At 31.5% G+C, this 20,607-nt stretch carries 22 protein-coding genes and 1 tRNA gene; 11 read left to right on the top strand and 12 right to left on the bottom strand.

The window, feature by feature from the left end; translation table 11 throughout:
- Positions 1-580: 580 nt before the first annotated feature.
- The 4 genes from RMO53_RS08405 to RMO53_RS08390 all read left to right on the top strand — a co-directional run bounded on the left by RMO53_RS08405 (position 581) and on the right by RMO53_RS08390 (position 3,762).
- A complete protein-coding gene (locus RMO53_RS08405; RefSeq protein ID WP_310379623.1) occupies positions 581-1,957 on the top strand; it encodes a phage integrase SAM-like domain-containing protein in 1,377 nt (458 codons plus the stop codon).
- A complete protein-coding gene (locus RMO53_RS08400) occupies positions 1,950-3,023 on the top strand; it encodes a Fic family protein (protein ID WP_310379621.1) in 1,074 nt (357 codons plus the stop codon). The genes RMO53_RS08405 and RMO53_RS08400 overlap by 8 nt, the downstream gene beginning before the upstream one ends.
- 161 nt (positions 3,024-3,184) lie before the next feature.
- A complete protein-coding gene (locus RMO53_RS08395) occupies positions 3,185-3,538 on the top strand; it encodes a KTSC domain-containing protein (protein ID WP_310379618.1) in 354 nt (117 codons plus the stop codon).
- A gap of 5 nt (positions 3,539-3,543) precedes the next feature.
- A complete protein-coding gene (locus RMO53_RS08390) occupies positions 3,544-3,762 on the top strand; it encodes a hypothetical protein (protein ID WP_310379616.1) in 219 nt (72 codons plus the stop codon).
- Positions 3,763-3,766: 4 nt separating this feature from the next.
- Here the strand turns inward: RMO53_RS08390 and RMO53_RS08385 are convergent, their stop codons facing one another.
- From RMO53_RS08385 to RMO53_RS08360, 6 genes are all read right to left on the bottom strand, one after another.
- Positions 3,767-4,765, bottom strand: a complete 999-nt coding sequence (locus RMO53_RS08385) for a hypothetical protein (protein WP_310379614.1) — start codon at positions 4,763-4,765, stop codon at positions 3,767-3,769.
- Between the two features lie 81 nt (positions 4,766-4,846).
- Positions 4,847-5,089 (bottom strand): hypothetical protein, encoded by a 243-nt coding sequence (locus tag RMO53_RS08380; protein ID WP_310379612.1) that lies wholly within the window; start codon positions 5,087-5,089, stop codon positions 4,847-4,849.
- Positions 5,090-5,189: 100 nt separating this feature from the next.
- Complete coding sequence (locus RMO53_RS08375; protein WP_310379611.1) at positions 5,190-5,582, bottom strand: hypothetical protein; 393 nt, start codon at positions 5,580-5,582, stop codon at positions 5,190-5,192.
- Positions 5,583-5,584: 2 nt separating this feature from the next.
- Positions 5,585-5,866: a helix-turn-helix domain-containing protein gene (locus tag RMO53_RS08370; protein WP_310379609.1), complete on the bottom strand. Its 282-nt coding sequence runs from the start codon at positions 5,864-5,866 to the stop codon at positions 5,585-5,587.
- A 110-nt stretch (positions 5,867-5,976) separates the two neighbouring features.
- On the bottom strand, positions 5,977-7,059 hold the full coding sequence (locus RMO53_RS08365; RefSeq protein WP_310379607.1) for an RteC domain-containing protein: 1,083 nt from the start codon (positions 7,057-7,059) through the stop codon (positions 5,977-5,979).
- A gap of 46 nt (positions 7,060-7,105) precedes the next feature.
- Positions 7,106-8,176 carry a tetratricopeptide repeat protein gene (locus tag RMO53_RS08360; protein WP_310379605.1) on the bottom strand — a complete coding sequence of 357 codons (1,071 nt, stop codon included), beginning with the start codon at positions 8,174-8,176 and terminating at the stop codon, positions 7,106-7,108.
- Positions 8,177-8,816: 640 nt separating this feature from the next.
- Here RMO53_RS08360 and RMO53_RS08355 point away from each other — a divergent pair.
- Positions 8,817-8,942, top strand: coding sequence for a hypothetical protein (locus RMO53_RS08355; RefSeq protein WP_310379603.1), 126 nt, complete (start codon positions 8,817-8,819; stop codon positions 8,940-8,942).
- A gap of 84 nt (positions 8,943-9,026) precedes the next feature.
- On the opposite strand, the gene RMO53_RS08350 is transcribed toward RMO53_RS08355, so the two are convergent.
- Positions 9,027-9,108 (bottom strand) — tRNA-Leu (locus RMO53_RS08350).
- A 181-nt stretch (positions 9,109-9,289) separates the two neighbouring features.
- Between RMO53_RS08350 and sigZ the strand changes: the two genes are divergently transcribed.
- The 3 genes from sigZ to RMO53_RS08335 all read left to right on the top strand — a co-directional run bounded on the left by sigZ (position 9,290) and on the right by RMO53_RS08335 (position 12,401).
- On the top strand, positions 9,290-9,817 hold the full coding sequence (sigZ, locus tag RMO53_RS08345; protein ID WP_310379601.1) for an RNA polymerase sigma factor SigZ: 528 nt from the start codon (positions 9,290-9,292) through the stop codon (positions 9,815-9,817).
- Between the two features lie 77 nt (positions 9,818-9,894).
- Positions 9,895-10,776: a PhzF family phenazine biosynthesis protein gene (locus tag RMO53_RS08340; protein WP_310379599.1), complete on the top strand. Its 882-nt coding sequence runs from the start codon at positions 9,895-9,897 to the stop codon at positions 10,774-10,776.
- Positions 10,777-11,012: 236 nt separating this feature from the next.
- On the top strand, positions 11,013-12,401 hold the full coding sequence (locus tag RMO53_RS08335; RefSeq protein WP_310379597.1) for a dipeptidase: 1,389 nt from the start codon (positions 11,013-11,015) through the stop codon (positions 12,399-12,401).
- A 64-nt stretch (positions 12,402-12,465) separates the two neighbouring features.
- Here RMO53_RS08335 and RMO53_RS08330 read toward each other — a convergent pair whose 3' ends face one another.
- Positions 12,466-13,836: a saccharopine dehydrogenase C-terminal domain-containing protein gene (locus RMO53_RS08330; RefSeq protein WP_310379594.1), complete on the bottom strand. Its 1,371-nt coding sequence runs from the start codon at positions 13,834-13,836 to the stop codon at positions 12,466-12,468.
- 143 nt (positions 13,837-13,979) lie between these two features.
- Between RMO53_RS08330 and RMO53_RS08325 the strand changes: the two genes are divergently transcribed.
- The 3 genes from RMO53_RS08325 to RMO53_RS08315 all read left to right on the top strand — a co-directional run bounded on the left by RMO53_RS08325 (position 13,980) and on the right by RMO53_RS08315 (position 17,304).
- Positions 13,980-14,366 (top strand): DUF423 domain-containing protein, encoded by a 387-nt coding sequence (locus RMO53_RS08325; RefSeq protein ID WP_310379592.1) that lies wholly within the window; start codon positions 13,980-13,982, stop codon positions 14,364-14,366.
- Between the two features lie 80 nt (positions 14,367-14,446).
- Entirely contained in the window at positions 14,447-16,048 is a 1,602-nt protein-coding gene (pckA, locus tag RMO53_RS08320; protein ID WP_310379590.1) for a phosphoenolpyruvate carboxykinase (ATP), read from the top strand.
- 155 nt (positions 16,049-16,203) lie between these two features.
- Positions 16,204-17,304, top strand: a complete 1,101-nt coding sequence (locus RMO53_RS08315) for a DUF4407 domain-containing protein (RefSeq protein WP_310379588.1) — start codon at positions 16,204-16,206, stop codon at positions 17,302-17,304.
- A 48-nt stretch (positions 17,305-17,352) separates the two neighbouring features.
- Here the strand turns inward: RMO53_RS08315 and RMO53_RS08310 are convergent, their stop codons facing one another.
- The 4 genes from RMO53_RS08310 to hemW all read right to left on the bottom strand — a co-directional run bounded on the left by RMO53_RS08310 (position 17,353) and on the right by hemW (position 20,510).
- Positions 17,353-18,021: a PH domain-containing protein gene (locus RMO53_RS08310; RefSeq protein WP_310379586.1), complete on the bottom strand. Its 669-nt coding sequence runs from the start codon at positions 18,019-18,021 to the stop codon at positions 17,353-17,355.
- 35 nt (positions 18,022-18,056) lie between these two features.
- Positions 18,057-18,428 carry an MmcQ/YjbR family DNA-binding protein gene (locus RMO53_RS08305; protein ID WP_310379584.1) on the bottom strand — a complete coding sequence of 124 codons (372 nt, stop codon included), beginning with the start codon at positions 18,426-18,428 and terminating at the stop codon, positions 18,057-18,059.
- A 51-nt stretch (positions 18,429-18,479) separates the two neighbouring features.
- Positions 18,480-19,259: a cyclase family protein gene (locus RMO53_RS08300; RefSeq protein ID WP_310379582.1), complete on the bottom strand. Its 780-nt coding sequence runs from the start codon at positions 19,257-19,259 to the stop codon at positions 18,480-18,482.
- A gap of 87 nt (positions 19,260-19,346) precedes the next feature.
- Complete coding sequence (gene hemW / locus RMO53_RS08295; RefSeq protein WP_310379580.1) at positions 19,347-20,510, bottom strand: radical SAM family heme chaperone HemW; 1,164 nt, start codon at positions 20,508-20,510, stop codon at positions 19,347-19,349.
- Positions 20,511-20,607: the final 97 nt, after the last annotated feature.

Genomic DNA, 20,607 nt, shown 5'->3' with positions numbered 1-20,607 from the left:
TTTACTTTTTATAAATACAAAGTTAGGCAAAACAATTTGAAAATATTAATTCTTAATTTTCTTTATTAAAAGTTTAATGCTACTACTTTTAAAACATTATGCTAAACTCTATAAAACTTTTGTGTTAATTTATCAACCTTTTTTAATCCCTTCCTAATAACTCTCCGTCTGAAATGAATTTAAACCATCAACAATTCGCAACTATTAAAAATAAGTTCATTTTAGTTATACAATACGAAAAAGAGTTGTTTTTATGGAATTATGTAGAAATAAAAAATCCTATATACTTAATATTCAAGTATATAGGATTACATTTATGTGCGGATAATAGGACTCGAAACTACACGCCTATATAAGCAATTTGTTAATTTGTAGAACTTTGCGAAAACACTATAAAAATAATTAAAATACCAAAAAATTCAATACTTAAAGACGTTTAAGTATAGTCGGTTATAATCTAATTAAATTGAATGAAATTGCATAGTATTGCAAAAATGTTTGGCAAATGTTTGGCAATTTTTGAAATCGTATTGATTTAATTAATATCTTTGAATTGTTCAATCGTTCAAAAGGTATTAAAATGGCAACAGTAAAATTTAGAATTAGAAGTAAGGCAAACAAAAACGTTTCGATTAGTGTTTATCTGTCAAGTGGTAGAGGTAAAATGATTGAGGTAAAAACTACAAAAACTATCAATCCAAAAGATTGGAGCGAAAAGTTAAACTTCCCAAAACAAACTATAGCCGAAAACAGAGCATTATCAAATCAACTCAAAGGATTAGAAACTTTTATTTTTGATGAACTAAACAAAAATAAAGGCAATTTGATTGATGCTTCTTGGCTAGAAAGCAAAGTCAATGAACATTTTAATATTGTTATCAAAACCGATTCAGGATTATTAATTAATCACATTCAATATATTATAGATAATGCAAACACCCGCAAAGTAAAAACCAACGGAGGTTTTAAAATTGGTTTAAGTCCTAGTACAATAAAAAACTATAACTTATTCAAAAATATTATTACAGAGTATCAAAAGACAAAAAAACAAATTCAGTTTATAGAGATTACAAAACCATTTGTTGAAAGATTCACAAACTGGCTCGTTAATAATAAAAAATATTCTACAAACTATGCAGGCAAGCAACTAGAAATTTTAAAAACAGTTTGCATTGATGCAGAAAAAAACGAAATTCCAATAACACCTTATTCAAAAACTATACAACATTTTAGAGAAAGTGAAAAAGACCGTTACATACAAACATTATCATTTGAGGAACTGGAACAAATAAAAAAAGCGGATTTTACAGATGCAGAACAACTCAAAGAATTTAAAAAAGCAAATCCAGAACTAACAAAAAACATTTCAATTACATCCGAAACTCTTAACAACGCACGAAACTGGATTTTATTAGGCTGCGAATTTGGGCAACGTGGTGGCGATTTACTAAACATTACAAATGAAAATATTCGATACAACGGTAAGAGTTATTATATTGATGTTCTACAACAAAAAACAAATAAAAGTGTAACCGTTGGTGTAATTGCACCCCACGTTATAGATATTATTGAAAATAATTTCCCTAAAAAATTACAACATCAAAAACTAAATGAATATACAAAGGTGGTATGCAAACTTTCAGGAATCGATACCATTGTCAAAGGCTCAAAATTAAACACTGAAACCAATCGCAAAGAGTTAGGAATGTTCCCAAAATTTGATTTAATTGCATCACATTGTTTCAGGCGTTCGTTTGCAACCAATTATTATAAAAAAATACCAACACCGATTTTGATTAATATTACTGGACATTCAAAAGAAAGTTTATTTTTGACTTATATAAACAAACGTGAAGATAAAGATGCAAATGCCGATTTGTTTATACAATTTTATGAAGATTTACACAAAGACAAAAAACCTCAACTTAAAGTAATAAAAAACGGTACAAATGATTAGCGAAAACTTTATTTTACAAACTTTACCGCCATCGCAAGAACTGGAAACAATTGCAATACTAAAACAACTTTCACAGTCAAATCGTTATTTGGCAGAATTGAAAGGAACGGCAAAAACAATTCCAAACGAAAGTATTTTGATTAATACATTGACGTTGCAGGAAGCAAAGGATAGTAGCGAGATTGAAAACATTATTACAACCCACGACGATTTATACAAAGAAAATATTTTAATAGATACCAAAAAACCAGCATCGAAAGAAGTGTATAATTATGCACAAGGTTTGAAGTTGGGTTTTGAAATCGTAAGAAAAGAAAAACTTTTATTAAACAAGCATATTCTAATCATTCAAAAAACCTTGTTAGAAAACAATGCGGGTTTTAGAACCCAAGCAGGAACAAAACTTGTCAACTCACTAGGACAAACGGTTTACACACCGCCACAAAGTGCCACAGAAGTTTTAGACTTAATGGGCAACCTCGAAAAATTTATAAATGACACTAATTTTTCAAATCTTGATCCATTGATAAAAATGGCAATTATGCACTATCAATTTGAGAGTATACACCCGTTTTATGACGGTAACGGTCGAACTGGACGTATCATTAATATTTTATATTTGGTTTTGCAAGATTTGTTAGATATTCCGATTTTATATTTGAGCCGTTTTATAACCCAAAACAAAGCTGAATATTACCAAGTGTTGCAAGACGTAAGAACCAAACAAGACTGGGAACATTTGATTTTATATTTTTTGAAAGGTATTGAAGTTACGGCAAAGCAAACAATTGATTTAATTATAAAAATCAAAAATTTGATGCAAGATTATAAATCAAAAGTAAAAACTGAACTACCTAAAATTTATAGCCAAGATTTGATTAATATCTTGTTTAAGAATCCATATACAAAGATTGAATTTTTGGTTAATGAATTAGGAATAAACCGTAAAACGGCATTGGTATATTTAGATAAAATTGAAAGTATTGGATTGCTCAAAAAAACCAAAATAAAAAATACTTATTTCTATTTGAACGAAAATTTAATAGAATGTTTGATAAATGGCTAATGTTACAATTTCTTTGTTTTTAGGACATAGATAAAAACCTATGTTACATTTTGGACGTTTTTAGGACATAGGTTTTGTTTAATGTTACAATTTTAGTGTTTTTAGGACATTGGTTTTAATCTATGTTAATAAAATTGAATAATATAACACGTTTATAAAAAATGAAAAAACTATACCTAATAATAACTTTACTAATTGGTTTAAATTCTTATTCGCAGAACTGCAATCAACTTTCAAAACAATTTCGTAGTTTTGAACAAGCAACAAAATTAATTTCAAACACAACATTTACTTTTTCAGAAAATGCTGACGTATCAAATAGTTCTTGGATAACGTCGGCAAAATATTATAGTTGCGATAACAAAACTGGTTTTTTTGTTATAAAAACATCAAACAAAACTTACATACACCAAAACGTACCCAAAACCGTTTGGCAGAATTTTATAAAAGCAAAATCCAAAGGGAGTTTTTATAGTAAAAATATTAGAGAAAAATATCAATTGAATTTAAAATAAAAACTATGAAAACAGATTTATACACAAAAATAATTTTAACTATTATTGCACTTTGCTTAATTTTTTCAGTTGTTAGAGAATTAGGGTTTTTGCCTGAAAATAGAATAATTCCAGTTAAGAATATTGGAACTGTTGAAGTTGAAATACAAAAAGAAAGAATACCTATTGGAACAGTAGGTGAAGATGCTCTAATTGAAGTTATTGAAGAACCAATAGAAAAATAATAAATTAAATAACTTCTACTTTTTCAAAGACGCACAAAAAATTACTTTGCATACTCGGATAAATCCTAACTTGTTTTGTGTTTTGGTTATAATGAATAGTTCTAATATTATGAGCCAGTTCTTTTATGATAGTTTCAAAATCGGAATTAAACCAAAGTTTAGGCAAATATTGTTTTTTGATTTGTTCAAATACATTTTTATCGTTTTCAAAATAATATCGTAATCCAGTATGTGAAAGTAAAAAACTATCTTCTTTCTGCATCGAGATATCTACTCTTGTAATTTTACAAAATCTACTATTTTCAACTTCAAAATTCAAATTGTTTTTGATTGCTTTTTTAAGCGATTTTTGTGTAGTGTTTATCCTTATACTTGAACGGTTAATTGTGCTACAAATCGGGTTTTGGGTTAGTTGGTTTATCGTTACACACTTATTGGCAATATCGGTTTTTATTTGTTTGTGCAAATTTTTAGAAAATTGCAATGTAATGGCTTTTAGGTTTTTCTTGTGCCTGTCTCGGTGGTTGGGTTTTAAATCTTCAATCCAAAATCTTGGGTTAGAATAACTTTTTAGTTGCTCTAGTTTTAGTTTAGATAGTTTGCTTTTGTCAATCGTATAATCATAGTGCATTACTTCATCAAAGCGTTTCAAAAGTAATATTTCTGCTTTCTGCAATGTGGTTTGGTTAATGTCGGCAAATGTATTGATGTCTAAATGTTCCAATTCAATCATTTTCATAATTTTGATTTCTACACGCAATACATCGCCATTCATTTTGTATTGATGCGATTTGTTATAAATTTTCAAAATAAACCATTGATGTATCACTTGGGCATAGTTCCCAAAATGCGAATATTCAAATAATTGATTTTTGTGATACAACAAACCTTTCAAAAACAATTTTGGGTTAAAGTCAATAGTAGTATTTACGCCCAATTCGATATTCTGAAAAACCATTTGCGAAGCATTGCAATCAAACAATTTTTCAAGATGTTTTCGCATTTCCAGAACATCGCTTATAGTAAACTGGTTGCCGTTAAAACCATTATAAGGTTTGTTTGGGTTGAAGTTTGGCGCAACAATTCAGTTAAGACTGTTCCACATTTTGTGAATAGAACCCAAAAAAATAACGTGCGTTCGGTTGGGTTCGTTTTCGGTTTGAATGGTTTTGATAGTAATCTTACAAAAATGATATTCTGCCACCAAAACACGTTCGTCAATTTCGCCCGTAGTTTTTGAAATTTCTGATTTAAAATCCAAAACCGAAGATTGTAACAACTTGGGAATATTAATATTTAAAAGATAAATTTTTGTATAATCAATCATTTCGATTATATTTGATTAGTTTTTGCGATGCCTTGCAAGAATTAGAAATTTTAAACAAAGTATAACTCGCCCTTGAACAAGGCGAGTTTTTTATTGCTTTTTAGTTTTCTTGAAAAGTTTTTAGAATTTTTTGAAGTTCAATTTGACTAGGATAAAATCCATTAAAAACTTTGATAACTATTAGTTTTTTATTTCTGAAAAATTCAAGTATCAATAATGATTTTGAACCGCAACCATAAGGATTACAACTTGCATAAAACAAATTTTCGGTTACTGTTTTCATTAACGTTATCGAATTATCAAAATCAATTCCGTTACTCGAAAAAAGTAAGGTTTGAATAATTTCATTACAGTTTGATTTATTCGGTTTACTTTCAATCTTAACAAAATCGGTTAGCAATTGATTGTGAAAATCAAAATCAGAAATTTCATAGCAGTTGTCTTGCTCACTAATTACCTTGTAACTATGAGAGTTTGGAGTTGTAGTAAACACAATTAATCGTTTAATCGGATTAATTTTGCTTCAATTTCTGAACGCAGATAATATACTCGTCCAGAAATTCCGACTGGTATAAGGATTTTTTTCTTTTGCCAATTGAATAAAGTGGATAAATTTACACCTAGCATTTTTGAAACATCATTCCGAGAAAGATATTCGTTTGGTTCTTTGAGTTTTAAATCTTTGAAAAAAAACTGTAATTGTGTTTTAACGCCTTCGTTAATAAGTTGTGTTAATGCTTCGGGCGTTGTTCCTTGTAAAAAAATTTGTTCTTGCATAATTCGTTTATGTTTAAATGAATTGCAAGTGTATTAACATAAGAACCCCACCAACTCACAAGTGGGGAGTTGGTGGGGTTAAAATTTAACATATTTAAGTTGAAATAAATCTAATCTTTACTTTTTATCCAATTACTTAATGATATTTCTAATGTATTTAGAAATGGTGTAAGCGTTTTGGTGCGATTTCTAACTTCTTTTAATTTATCATTTTCGTTGAATTCAGGAAGATTAAAAAATAATTTCAATCTAGCAAAAGTTTCAATTTGATTGACTTCTGGATTTAGTTTGTTAGAAAGTCTCAATGCTTTTATTAATTCCGTAAACTCTAATTCTGTTCCTTGCCAATTCAAGGTTTTAATATCGTTCATTGATATTTGCGAATTTATTTTTGGTTGATTTTCAATTTCAGATTTTTTGTTTTCTAAAAAAGAAATGATTTTAGGGAAAATTAATCTTGATTGCTCAATTTCAACATCACTATTGATATTAGTTAAACGATTTTTATCAACAATATCATAATACAATTTACAATATGCTTTATGATTTTCCATTACAAAATCTTTTAATTCTTGAGTAATTGAAAACGTTTTTAAATCTGTTCCAATATCGATATTCCATAAACGATTAAAAACTCTATCGATTGGCAATTTTACAATTTTGGAATACAATTTATAATTTTCAATTTCTGTATTTATAAAATCTATTTCTTCAACTTCTTTAAATTTTGAAAAATATTGACTTTTTAAAATTTCATATTCGTTTGAATATTCTTGAGCAGAATAGATTATGTTTATTTTCATTTCTTTTTTAGATTTAATCAATAGGAAATCTTTTATTTTTATAAAACTTCTTTCATATTGCTTACATAATTCGACATTTACATTTGGGTCATAATTGTTGTACAAACTATTTTCTTCTCTTTCTAAAGTTAAAATTTTTCTTGCAATTTCCTTAATAACATTTTGAGTTTCCGCTTCTGCTTTTATGTAAAATTCGCTCCAAGTAATATCATCATTGCCTTTACAAACTTCTGTAAAAACAACATTATCCAAACAAATTGAATAAAACTCTAATTGTTCACTAATAAAATCTTCTTCGGTATTATCAATGTAATCAATTAAAAAAGCCTCTAATAAATTTTCATATTCACTTTCATATTCTTTAAAAGAATAAAACACTTTTATACTCATTTTAATTACAATATTTTTTAATCATTTCGTATGCTTCTTTGCTTCCCTATTCTCCTGCTTTGCTAAAATCTAAACAACCGCTATTTTTTTGTTTTAGATTAATTTTTGTAATTCCTCTTTTTAAGTAAGCATTTTCATTTTTTGGGTTAATCTCTATTGCTTTTGTAAAATCTAAAATTGCTTCACTGTACTTATTTAAGTAGGATTTAGATATTCCTCTGTTTATATAAACCTCTGTGTTTTTTGGGTCAATTTGAATAGATTTGTTATAATCTAAAATTGCTCCTCGATAATCATCTAACATAAACTTTGAAAGCCCCCGATTAAAATAAGCATCTAAATAATTTTGATTAAATTCTATGGCTTTTGTAAAGTCTAAAACTGCACCACGATAGTCATCTAACATATACTTTGAGCGTCCTCGACCAATATAAGCGTATTCAAAATTAGGATAAATCTCAATAATCTTTGAAAAATCACTTAATGCATCGTTATATCTACCCATTTGATTTCTTAAATCTCCTCTGTTTACATAAGAATCAGTATTATTTGGTTCGATTTGAATTGCTTTTGTATAATCTTTTATTGCTTCTTCATAATATCCAAGTTCTTCATATGCAACCCCTCTATTTATATAACCATATAGAAATTCGGGTTTAATTTCTAAAAGTTTATTATAATATGATATTGAATTTTTATATTGTTTTAGTTCAAATTTTAAAGCACCAATATTAAAATATGCTGCAAATGAACTAGAATCAATTTCTATTTCTTTCAAGTAATCTGATAATGCACCATCATAATCTTTTAAATCTTTTTTTGCATTTCCTCTGTAATCATAAGCCAGATTATTATTAGGATCAATTTGAATTGATTTATTAAAATCTAAAATAGCATTATGATAGTCTTCTAAAAGATATTTTGATAATCCTCTATTATTAAAAGCATCTGCATAATCAGGTTTTAGTTCTATTGCTTTTGTAAAATCAATAATTGCACCTAAAAAATCATTTAAACTATATTTTTTATTTCCTTTTTCAAAATATTCTTCGGCAGTTTGAGAATATACATTCCCAAAACAAAAAACTGCAATTATTAAAACAGCTATTTTTTTCATATTTTTATTTTATCTTTAAAAAAAGAAAATTATGACTAATATTATTATCGTATAAATTATAAATTCTGTGTAATCTGCAAGTTTTTTCATAATTATAATAAAAATTCAACCCCAAAGTACACACACAAGGCTACAACCCTGTACACCCCTATTGTCCGCAAAAAGAAAACCCAATCTATAAACAGGGGTGCATTAGTTTTTGGTTTTCAAATCCAAATTCGTTTTCACTTTCTTGCTTCCTTTGTAGGTGCATGGCTATACGACTGTTTTTTAGGTTTTATAAAAATGTACTTTGTTCGTTTCGGCATTTTATTTAAACAAAGCGTTTACAAAATGTAATCAGTATCTGTTATGCAATCCTACTGGTTTATTGGCTTGGCTTTCGGTTTATAGTTTGGGTTGTATATAACGTCTAATTATTTTATAATGGGTTTGGTTCGTTAATAGTTCGGTTAATTATTACACAATTTTTGTGTTTTATGTTTTGGTTATAATTGTTATCGTATCAATAAGCAATTAAATACATTTACATCGATTTGCAACTGTTTGTGTTAGAAAACAAATATATTCAAATTATCAAACAATTAAATGCAACCCAAATAAAGTTTTGAGTATTTTTGAGAAAATAAAATAAACGATTATGAAAAAAGAATTAACTATTGCAGAACGATTGGCATTGATGCCAATATCAGAAATAGCAAGACTAATGTTTTTAATCAAAAAGCGAGAAAAAGAATCGCAAAATAATAAACAAAAAGAAAAATAATTTTAGAGTTTTTAATAATGTTTGGCAATGGTTTGGCAACTAGCAATAAAAAAAACCTTAACTATTTAAAAGTTAAGGGTTTCGTGCGGATAATAGGACTCGAACCTACACGCCTTGCGGCACCAGATCCTAAGTCTGGCATGTCTACCAATTTCACCATATCCGCAAAATTGTGAGTGCAAAGATAAAAATAATTATGAATTATAAATTATGAATTATGAATTATTTCAAAACTCTTTTTTGTAATTTTGATATACCTAATTTATACCTAAAAAATGGAAGCAATAAAAGCATACGTACAACAACACAAAGACCTTTTTTGTACTTTTGAAAACACTTTATAAATTATGGACAAACAAATTCAAGAAATATGGATTGATTTACACCAAGAATTGAAAAAATTTATTTTCAGTAAGGTAAGGGATATTGATACAAGTGAAGACATTCTGCAAGACGTTTTCTTGAAAATTCACCTTAATATTCATACACTTTCAGACTGTTCTAAACTTACTTCTTGGGTATATCAAATAACAAGAAACGCAGTGGCTGACCATTACCGTAAAACTAATTTTGAGGTTCCCATTGACGGTCTCGACTTTGCCGAACAAGAAAATGTAGAATCGCTTTATCTTTCATTAAGCAATTGTATAAATCAGAAAATTAACAAACTGTCAGAAAAATATAAACAAGCGATATTGCTTACTTATTTTAAGGATATTTCTCAAATTGCATTTGCCGAAGAATTAAATATATCCTATTCAGGAGCGAAAACAAGAGTGCAAAGAGGCAGAGAAAAATTGAAGGATCTTGTTGTGGATTGTCCCAATATAGAAACAGACAATAACGGAAATCTTATATCATTTGAAAACACATAAAATTAAATTTGCGTCTTTTTTGCAATTTCTTCGTCTATTGATTGTAAGTATTTTAACAATCTAAATTAAATTTTCAAATGGACAATTTTCAAAAAGTAACAGTGCAAATCATTAACGCCTTTGTGGACAATCAACAAGGCGGAAACCCAGCAGGCGTTGTTCTCAATGCCGACAACTTAAGTAATGAACAAAAATTAAAAATTGCAGCAAAAGTTGGACTTTCTGAAACTGCTTTTGTTTCCAAGTCAAAAATCTCTGACTTTAAACTTGATTTTTTTACCCCGACTAGACAAATTGCGCATTGTGGACACGCCACCATTGCAACATTTTCCTATTTATCGCAGTCAGGACGAATCAAAAACAAACTTTCTTCAAAAGAAACTATTGACGGAACAAGAGAAATTCTACTGCGAGGCGATTTGGCATTTATGGAACAAAAACCTCCCACCTATATTGATATCAAAGAGCATAAAGAAAAAATATTTAACTCATTAGGTTTAATGGAAAATGATATTTTGGCAAATGCACCAATTTCAATTGTCAATACAGGAAATTCTTTTGCAATAATCGCAGTTGCAAATGATGAAATTTTAAAAAATATAATTCCAAATTTTGATTTAATAAAGCAAATAAGTGACGAATTTGATTTAATTGGTTTTTATGTTTTTTGTAAACAAACTAATGACAAAGCAAGAGATGTAAATACAAGAATGTTTGCACCAAGATATGGTATTGAAGAAGAAGCAGGAACCGGAATGGCTGCAGGACCACTTGCTTGTTATTTGTTTGACATTCTTAAATTAAAAAAAGACCGATTTTTAATTCAGCAAGGTTGGTTTATGAATTCGCCTTCACAAAGTTTAATCATTGTAGACTTATCGTTAGAGAAAGGAAATATTACAAAAATTATGGCAGGTGGAAAAGGAATACCAATGACTTCAATGATAATCGAAATCTAAAAAATGGTTTCCTACAACAAGGGGTTATGCAATATTGGGGCGGACGGAATCAACATCAACATTAGAATTCTATTTGGCTTAGGTTCGGGCTGAAGAAATATTATTAGGCATTTTTTTTTAATTTAAGCTTTGTACTTATATTTGGCTTTTGACACCAGTGGACGGAATACTAATGCCCTATAATCGCAAATACCCTAACATAGGCCGTAATTTTTTAAAAACAAAAATAACAAATAATGAAGACCATAAAAACATACATCCAGCTACACAAAGACCGATTCATCTCTGAATTAATCGAATTGCTAAAAATTCCTTCAGTAAGCGCCGATGCCGCTTACTCACAAGACATTGTCAAAACTGCTCATGTTGTTAAAGCTAGTCTAGAACAAGCCGGCTGCGATTTTGTAGAAATTTGTGATACACCAGGAAACCCAATTGTATATGGCGAAAAAATAATTGATGCAACTTTACCAACCATTTTAGTTTACGGACATTATGATGTGCAACCGCCAGATCCAATCGAGTTATGGACTTCACCTCCATTTGAACCCGAAATTAAAGTTACCGAAATTCATCCCGAAGGGGCGATTTTTGCACGTGGTTCTTGCGATGACAAAGGACAAATGTTCATGCACGTGAAGGCTTTGGAATATATGGTACAATCCAATACTTTGCCTTGCAACGTGAAATTTATGATTGAAGGCGAAGAGGAAATTGGTTCCAAAAGTTTGAGCTGGTTTGTAGAACGCAACCAAGAAAAACTGAAATGTGACGTGATTTTAATTTCCGATACAGGAATGATTTCTAACGAGCAACCATCTATAACAACTGGATTGCGTGGTTTGAGCTATGTAGAAGTCGAAGTTACTGGACCAAATCGAGACTTGCATTCGGGATTGTATGGTGGCGCAGTGGCAAATCCTATCAATATCTTGGCAAAAATGATTGCCTCACTTCACGACGAGAACAACCGCATTACCATTCCCGGTTTTTATGACAATGTCGAAGAATTATCACCAGAAGAAAGAGCCGAAATGGCAAAAGCACCTTTTAATTTAGAAAATTATAAAAAGGCATTGGATTTAAATGACATTTATGGCGAAAAAGGATATACAACTAACGAGAGAAATTCCATAAGACCAACGCTCGACGTCAACGGAATTTGGGGTGGCTATACTGGCGAAGGCGCTAAAACAGTGATTGCAAGTCAGGCTTTCGCCAAAATTTCGATGCGATTAGTTCCAAATCAAGATTGGGAACACATCACCAGTTTGTTTGCCAAACATTTCACGAACACAGCTCCAACCGGAGTTACTGTGAAAGTAAAACCGCATCACGGCGGACAAGGCTATGTAACCCCAACGGATAGCATTGGCTACAAAGCCGCCAATAAAGCCTACACTGAAACCTTTGGAGTTCCAGCAATTCCAGTGCGTTCTGGCGGAAGCATTCCTATAGTTGCCTTGTTCGAAAAAGAACTAAAAAGCAAAACGATATTAATGGGATTTGGTCTTGATAGCGACGCCATTCACTCGCCAAACGAACATTTTGGAATTTTTAATTACCTGAAAGGAATTGAAACCATTCCGCTGTTTTATAAATATTTTGTAGAAATGTCGAAATAAGATTTTAAAAATCCGCTTCCTCCGATTGCACTCGGAATGAAGCGGATTCAACTAAAAAAAACTATTAACTAAAATCTTTATCCGGATTATAACCCAAATAAGGCATGGATTGCTCTTTGAAAACAACATCATATTCTTCTAACTCTTTCAAAATGGGTAGATACACTTCTTTACGTATCGGAAGCTGAACTCCAGGCGTTGTAATTTTCCCATTGAGTATAAGTAAAGTCGCCATAGCAACGGGTAAACCAACTGTTTTTGCCATCGCTGTATAAGTCTGATCGTCGCCAATACAAACCATTTTTGAATCTATTTGTTCTTTTTCGCCATTGATTTCATAACCAAATTTGTGATACATCACAATCATATCTTTGTCTTTGGGTTGCAATGCCCAACTATCCGTGAGTATTTTTTCAAGGATTTGTGCAGGAGTTGCGTGTTGCAAACCTACTTTTTTCTTAGGATTGAATAAGTCCAATTCCAGCAATTTGTCCCACATGATATCATCTTGATCAATTTTCAGGATCAAACGCATCTTTATTTCTACTGAATCCGTTGGGTGATACGGTAAAAAAGAATTCGCAAACTGACGGTAACTCATATCCTCTGAATCCTCCATTGTATAACTATCATCGGTCATACCAAGCTGTACAAACATATTCCAAGCTTTCGAAAAACCAACCCTACGAATCGTCCCTCTATATAATGTAAGTACATCATCAAGTCCGTAAACACTGCGATATTTGAGCGAATCTCGGTTCGAATAGGCTTCAAATTTACCAAAACCTTCTACTTCAAGAAATTCAGTTCTTCGAAATAAATTTCCGTAAGGAATGTATTTATAAGTGCCTTCTTGTATGAATTTTGCTGCGCCGCCTTGACCCGCAAGAACTACATTTCGCGGTGCCCAAGTAAATTTATAATTCCAAAGATTGGTGTCTGATTCTGGCGCTACAAGTCCGCCACAAAAAGATTCAAACAAAAGCATTTTTCCGCCACTTTCATGAATTTCATCAATCACTTTCATCGCACTCATGTGATCAATTCCGGGATCAAGCCCAATTTCATTCATAAAAATTAGGTTACTTTCTTTTGCCAAAGCATCTAATTCTTGCATGGCATCACTGACATAAGATGCTGTAACCAAATGTTTTTTATAAACAATACAATCCTTTGCAACTTCTATATGCAAATGCGCTGGCAACATCGAGATAACAATATTTGCTTTCTGTATAGCTTCCTTTCTTTGATTTTCATCAAAAATGTCTAACGCTATTGGAGTCGCATTGGGATGATTATTCGTCTTTTTTTGAGCTAAAGCCAAAGACAAATCGCCAATAATAAGATGCAAATCCTCTTTCTCTGATTTACTCAAAAGATAGTGTATCAATGACGAAGCTGATCTTCCTGCTCCAATAATTAGAATAATTCTCATGCTTTTTATAAATATAACACAAATATATAGAATTGTTGTATTTATAACAAATCAGTTTGGCTAAAATTTAAAAAAATAATTTCAATAAATAGTTTTAGATTGATAAGATTAGGAATACTTTTGTGTAATAAATAAACAAAAAAATGGATAAAAAAATAATTTCGGCAGGAGCAATTTTTGGGATAGTAGCAATAATTTTAGGTGCTTTTGGCGCACATGCCCTAAAAAAAGTACTGTTTGTGGAGCAACTTTCTACTTTTGAAACCGGAGTACGCTATCAAATGTACCATGCACTGTTTTTATTATTTATCGGAACAATAAACGACCTGTCTCAAAAAGCAAAAAAAAGCATCTATTATTTGGTGGTTTTGGGAGTGATTTTATTCTCTGGCTCCATTTATTTATTGGCAACAAAAAACCTAACATCTTTTGATTTTAAAGTCTTTGGTTTTGCAACTCCCATCGGCGGAACCTTATTGATACTGGCTTGGGGTGTTTTTCTGTTTGACTTTTTAAAGAAAAAATCATAAAATTTAGATTATCAAATCGAATCTAAAATATAATTTCTACCTTTGCTGTCTATAAAATAAACTACACAACTAATAAATTTATGGACAATAACATCCTGCTCACGCAATCGATTTCGTTAAAAAATTTAGGAATAGAAAACGCAACAATTCATTACCAATTATCCGCTGACGAATTACATGAAAAAACTATCCAATCTGGTCAAGGAATTGAGTCTTCAACTGGAGCATTAGCGATAAATACAGGAGAATTTACAGGTCGTTCTCCTCAAGACCGATTTATTGTAAAAGACAGCATTACTCAGGATAAAGTTTGGTGGGGAAATGTGAATATCCCTTTTGAACCAGCAACTTTTGATGCTTTGTATACTAAAGTTACAGCATATCTATCTGAAAAAGAAATTTTTGTAAGAGACACTTATGTTTGTGCTGATCCAAATTACAGATTGAATGTTCGTGTTGTAACCGAAACGGCTTGGGCAAATTTATTTTGCTTCAATATGTTTTTGAGACCAGAAATAGAAGAACTAGAAAATTTCACTCCTGAATGGACCGTAATTTGTGTGCCTAGCTTTTTAGCAAATCCAGCGGTTGACGGAACGCGTCAAGGTAATTTTGCAATCTTAAATTTTACCAGAAAAATTGCACTTATAGGTGGAACTGGGTATACTGGCGAGATGAAAAAAGGAATTTTCTCTGCTTTAAATTTTATTTTACCCGTTTTTAAAAATACCTTACCCATGCATTGTAGTGCAAATGTCGGTGATGATGGCGACACTGCGATATTCTTTGGATTATCAGGAACAGGAAAAACCACTTTGTCAGCAGATCCAACACGCAAACTAATAGGCGATGACGAACACGGTTGGACCAATGAAAATACCGTTTTCAATTTTGAAGGTGGTTGTTATGCAAAAGTGGTCAATCTAACCGAAGAAAACGAACCCGATATTTTTAGAGCCATAAAAAAAGGGGCAATTCTAGAAAATGTAGTTTTCAAAAAAGGAACTAACCAAGCTGATTATTCAGACGTTTCCATCACACCAAACACACGTGTGAGTTATCCTATTTATCATATCGATAACATTCAACCGGGTTCAATTGGAGAAAATCCTAAAAACATATTTTTCTTAACCGCAGATTCTTTTGGAATTTTACCCCCAATTTCAAAACTAACACCAGGGCAAGCTGCCTATCATTTTATTTCGGGTTACACCGCAAAAGTAGCTGGCACAGAAGCTGGTGTAACTGAACCTCAGCCAAATTTTTCGGCTTGTTTTGGTGCGCCATTTATGCCATTACATCCTACTAAATATGCCGAAATGTTGAGCAAAAAAATGAAAGATGCCAATGTAAAGGTTTGGCTAATCAATACCGGTTGGACCGGCGGAGCTTATGGAACAGGAAGCCGAATGAAACTAAAATACACGCGCGCCATGATTACTGCTGCATTAAACGGAGAATTAGACAATGTAGAATATGTAAATCATACGGTGTTTGGAATTGCAAAACCACAATCATGTCCAAATGTCCCTAGCGAAATATTAAACCCGAGAAATACTTGGGAAAATCCTGAATTATATGATAAAAAAGCAATAGAACTCGGTCAAAAGTTCAAAGCTAATTTTGCGAAATTTGAAGAATTTGCCAATCCCGAAATTATGGCTGGAGCACCAGTAGTTTAAGTTAATTTTAATTCAAAAACCCCAGAGAGTTCCCGCCGCAATGGGGACTCTTTTTTTTATATAAAAATACTTCAACAGAAAACATATCAGCAATTTATACCATTTTTTGTTTTTTGGCGTTAAATTTGTAATCATCATTCAAAAAATCAATCATCATGTTAAAACAATTTTTTATCCTTTGTTCAGGAGCGGACAAAGACTTAATCGAAAACTGCTCCGAAGGCGAACAAACCAAATATGTAGGTATTGGCGCCACTGTTTTCTTCACGGCTGTAATGGCTTTTATCGCGAGCAGCTATGCGCTATTTACTGTTTTTGACAATCCTTATATTGCTATGGCTTTTGGTCTAATTTGGGGATTATTGATTTTTAACCTCGATCGATTTATCGTTTCAACTATTCGAAAAAGAGAGCAATTTTCGAGTGAATTATTGCAAGCAAGCCCAAGAATAATTTTAGCGATAATTATAGCTATCGTGATTTCGAAACCTTTAGAAATTAAAATTTTCGAAAAGGAAATCAATACCGTTTTATTGAAAGAAAAAAATGACATGGCTTTGAATAACAAAAAAGAAGTAGCCAATTATTTCAAAACCGATTTGGATAAAAACAAAACCGAAAACGACAACTTGAAATCCGAAATCATCCAAAAGGAAAAAGACGTAAATACCTTATACGAAACCTACATTACAGAAGCCGAAGGCACAAAAGGCACAATGAAATTAGGAAAAGGTCCCGTTTTTAAAGAAAAAATAGCCAAACATAATTTGGCTTCAACCGAATTGGATTCGCTTCGGAAAACCAACTTGGCAAAAATGGCAATCAACGATAAAAATACCCAAACGCTACAAGCTGATTTAGACAAAAAAGTAACCCAAACACAACCTATAATTGATGGCTTTGATGGCTTAATGGCACGAATAAATGCGCTGAACAAATTGCCTTTGATTCCTTCTTTGTTTATAATGTTATTATTTCTTGCCATCGAAACTTCGCCAATTATCGCTAAACTTTTGTCTCCAAAAGGCGAGTACGATTTTAAATTAGAAGACATAGAAACGGCGTTGAAAGCAACTATTGAGCAAGACAAATACCAGCGAGAATTACTCGTAAAAACCAGCGCAGCTATGCACGACAAGGTTTACAGCGATATTGCCGAAGATAAAAATTTATATAATTTGCAACGGAAAAATGCAACAAATTTGCTGGAATTACAATCTAATAATTTTGTAGAAAAACAAAAAGCGACACTATAAAATTCAACCCGACAGGTTTAAGAAACCTGTCGGGTTTGTTATTTAATTTTACATCAAACTCAAAATCTCTTTTTTGAAAGCATCGTATTCGCCTTGCAAAATCAATCCGTTATCGAGTAGTTTCTTATAGTTTTGCAATTTTGCAAAAAGTTCGTCTTGAGATAATTCACTTGATTTATTTTCTTCAATTACATTAGAATCAATTGTTTCTGGTTCAGAATAATTTGAAATTGCAGGCATAATTTCAGCAAAATCGATTACTTCTTCAGTTTCAACTTCTTCGATTGTTTCAAAAGGTGGGGGAACATTTTCTAAAATGCCATTTTTTAGAATATCCAATTGCTCTTTAGCATACGTAAATATTTTTCTGGCTTGTGTTTTCGGAATATAATCAATAGAAACCTGAATATCTGTTTTGGTAGAAAACGAAAACTCAGAGCCCAAAATATTTTCTTTTACAAACGTGCCTACAATTTCGTCCCAAGTAAAATCGATAAAATCCATCGAAAGCCCGAGATTCTTTGGTTTACAGATGATAATTCGTTTATTAGTCATCACAATACTGTCAGGAAAAACAGTAATTGCTGGTTTTTTTTGAACTGCGATATATCCTATTTCTTCGTTTTTCATCAGCAAATCATTCAGTTTTGAAGTGATTTTTTCGATAGCTTTTGGGTCTTGTTCTTCGTTTAGGAATTTTTTTATTTGATCTTTCATTTTTGTTTTTTCAAAATTCTATGCAAAAGTAATACCTAATTCTCTAAATCGATAATTTCATTTTGTGATTTTTTTGTTAAACTTTTGAATACCAAATCATAAGACATCGTAATGAGTTCACACATCATTTTATTAGAAACATCACTTTTAAAATCAATGGTGTTCCAATGCACTTTGCTCATGTGATATCCGGGTTTTATTGCCTCATATTCTGCTCGAAGTTCTTGAGAACGATCTGGTTCACACTTTAAATTTAATGAAGGTGTCCCTTTTTCCCATTCTTTTAATGATGTAAGACAAAACATTTTGCCTCCAACTTTAAACACCAATGTGTCTTCATCGAACGGAAAATGCTCCGTAACTCCTTTTTTTGAAAGGCAAAATTCATAAAGTTGTTGTATGTTCATGATGATTTTTAATTTGAGAATAGTTCTTTTTGATTTTTGAAGTTTAGGAATCTACAATCGTTTATCTAAATTCGAAAATCTTAATTCATAAAGAATCGGTTTACTCGGACTGGCATCGTTTTCGAACGAAGCAATTTGAATATTTAATAAATAACTACCATCGTTTACTTTATTTGGGACAAAAATCATTTCGGTAATCGTGCAATTTAGCCTCGCATCAATATTCAAATTATTACTATCTGTAACATTCCAAAACGCTTTGTGTGCCAAAAGTTTGCCTTCATCGCGTTCTTTGTCTACACTTGGCAAATCAATTAGTAAATGTTGAATTCCCATTTCACGAATAAATATTGCCGCATCTTCAGACAAATAAGGCGGATTTGTATTGGAATATTTTAAGGCTTTTTTACTTTCTAAATTGGGCAAAGTTCTAATTATTATTGCTTCGGGAGTTTTTCCGTTTAAAGTTTTTTCAACCTGATTTTTGGTAATTACTAAATCATCTCCTTGCTTTTCAGGTTCAATAGAAACTAATTCTGCCATGAAGAAAAACTGTTTTAAACACTGATTGATGCTGTAAAATTCTCTAGTAATATGTCCCAAACATTCGGTGTGTGTGCCGTGTCCGTGAGGATTGAAAAAGATAGTATTGAAATTTGTCGAAGATGTTCCTTCGGAAACTTTGCCAATCCAATCGCCAAAAACAACGGGTTTGATTACTGGCTTTTCGAGATACCAAGCAATTGGGTTTTGGTCTGTATTAGTTAACGGAATCGAAATATCAATGGGTTTTGATAGGTCGATTTGGAAGTTTTTTATTGTTGCTTTCATTTTTTTAAACACTAAGTTCACCAAGAAGGCACTAAGTTCACTATGCTTTATGTGCTTAGTGTTTTCTTTGCGCTCTTTGCGGTTAAGTTATTCCAAATTTAAATAAAATAAATCTGATGCAATTCCATCCGTCAAAAACTTTCCTTTTCGGGTCGTTTTTAAAACATTATTTTCAATGAAAAGTAAGTCATCATTAAGGAATTTCTGCGCTTGGTTTTGCAAATAGTTTAAATATTCTATTCCAAATCCGGTTGTAATTCTATCCAAAGAAACTCCCCAAATAGTTCGCAAACCGGTCATTATATATTCATTGTAACGGTCGGTTTTGGATAAAATCTCCATTTCGCTTGGTAATTTATTTTCTTCCAAAGCTTTTAAATACATTGCATTATTCGAAACATTCCAACTCCTAGAAATTCCGTCATAACTGTGTGCCGAAGGTCCAATTCCTATGTATTTTTTTCCCAACCAATAGGCTGAATTGTTCTTAGAAAAGTAATTCTCTTTCCCAAAATTTGACAACTCATAATGAATAAACCTATTTTTTTCTAGTGTTTCGACCAAAATCTGAAAATGTTCTTGCGCTAAATCATCGTCTGGTTTGGCTATTTTACCCGTTTGAATGAGTTTATTCAAAGCGGTTTTAGGCTCGACTGTCAAAGCATAACTCGAAATATGCGGAATACCAAAAGACAAAGCTGTTTCGATATTCTGTATCCATTTCTGGTTGCTCATTTGCTTCGCCTGTTCGCCATTCTGGCTCGAGTCAGGAATTCCGTAAATTAAATCGAGGGAAATATTGTCGAAATATTGTGTGGCGATTTCCAAACATTTTTTGGCTTCAGCCGAATTATGAGCGCGATTCATCAGCTGTAAATCGTCTTCAAAAAAAGACTGAATTCCAATGCTTAGACGATTAATCCCAATTTTAGAAAGTTCTATCAAATAATCTTCCGATAAGTCATCAGGATTGGCTTCGAGCGTGATTTCTGGGTTTTGAGCAACCTGATAATTTTTATAAATCGAATCAATCTGCAATCTTAAATCTGCAATTTGCAATCTGCTCGGTGTTCCTCCGCCAAAATAAATGGTTTCTACAACTTCATCTTTAAGCTCTGTTTTACGCATTTCAATTTCTTTGGCCAAAGCCAAAACCATTTCGTCCTTCTTCTTCATCGAAATCGAAAAATGAAAGTCGCAATAGTGACAAGCTTGCTTGCAAAAAGGGATATGGATGTAGATTCCGCTCATAAATTAGTGTTCAGTATTCAGATTTTAAGTGGTCAGTCTTAAGAATTGGTTGGTGTTCAGTTTTTTAGCGATCAGTGAATAACGAAATACTCAAATA

Origin of the sequence: Flavobacterium sp. (genome assembly GCF_031409475.1) — a bacterium.
Taxonomy (GTDB): Bacteria; Bacteroidota; Bacteroidia; order Flavobacteriales; family Flavobacteriaceae; genus Flavobacterium.
The sequence above is the reverse complement of the archived record's forward strand: the minus strand, read 5'-3'. Positions and strand labels throughout refer to the sequence as shown.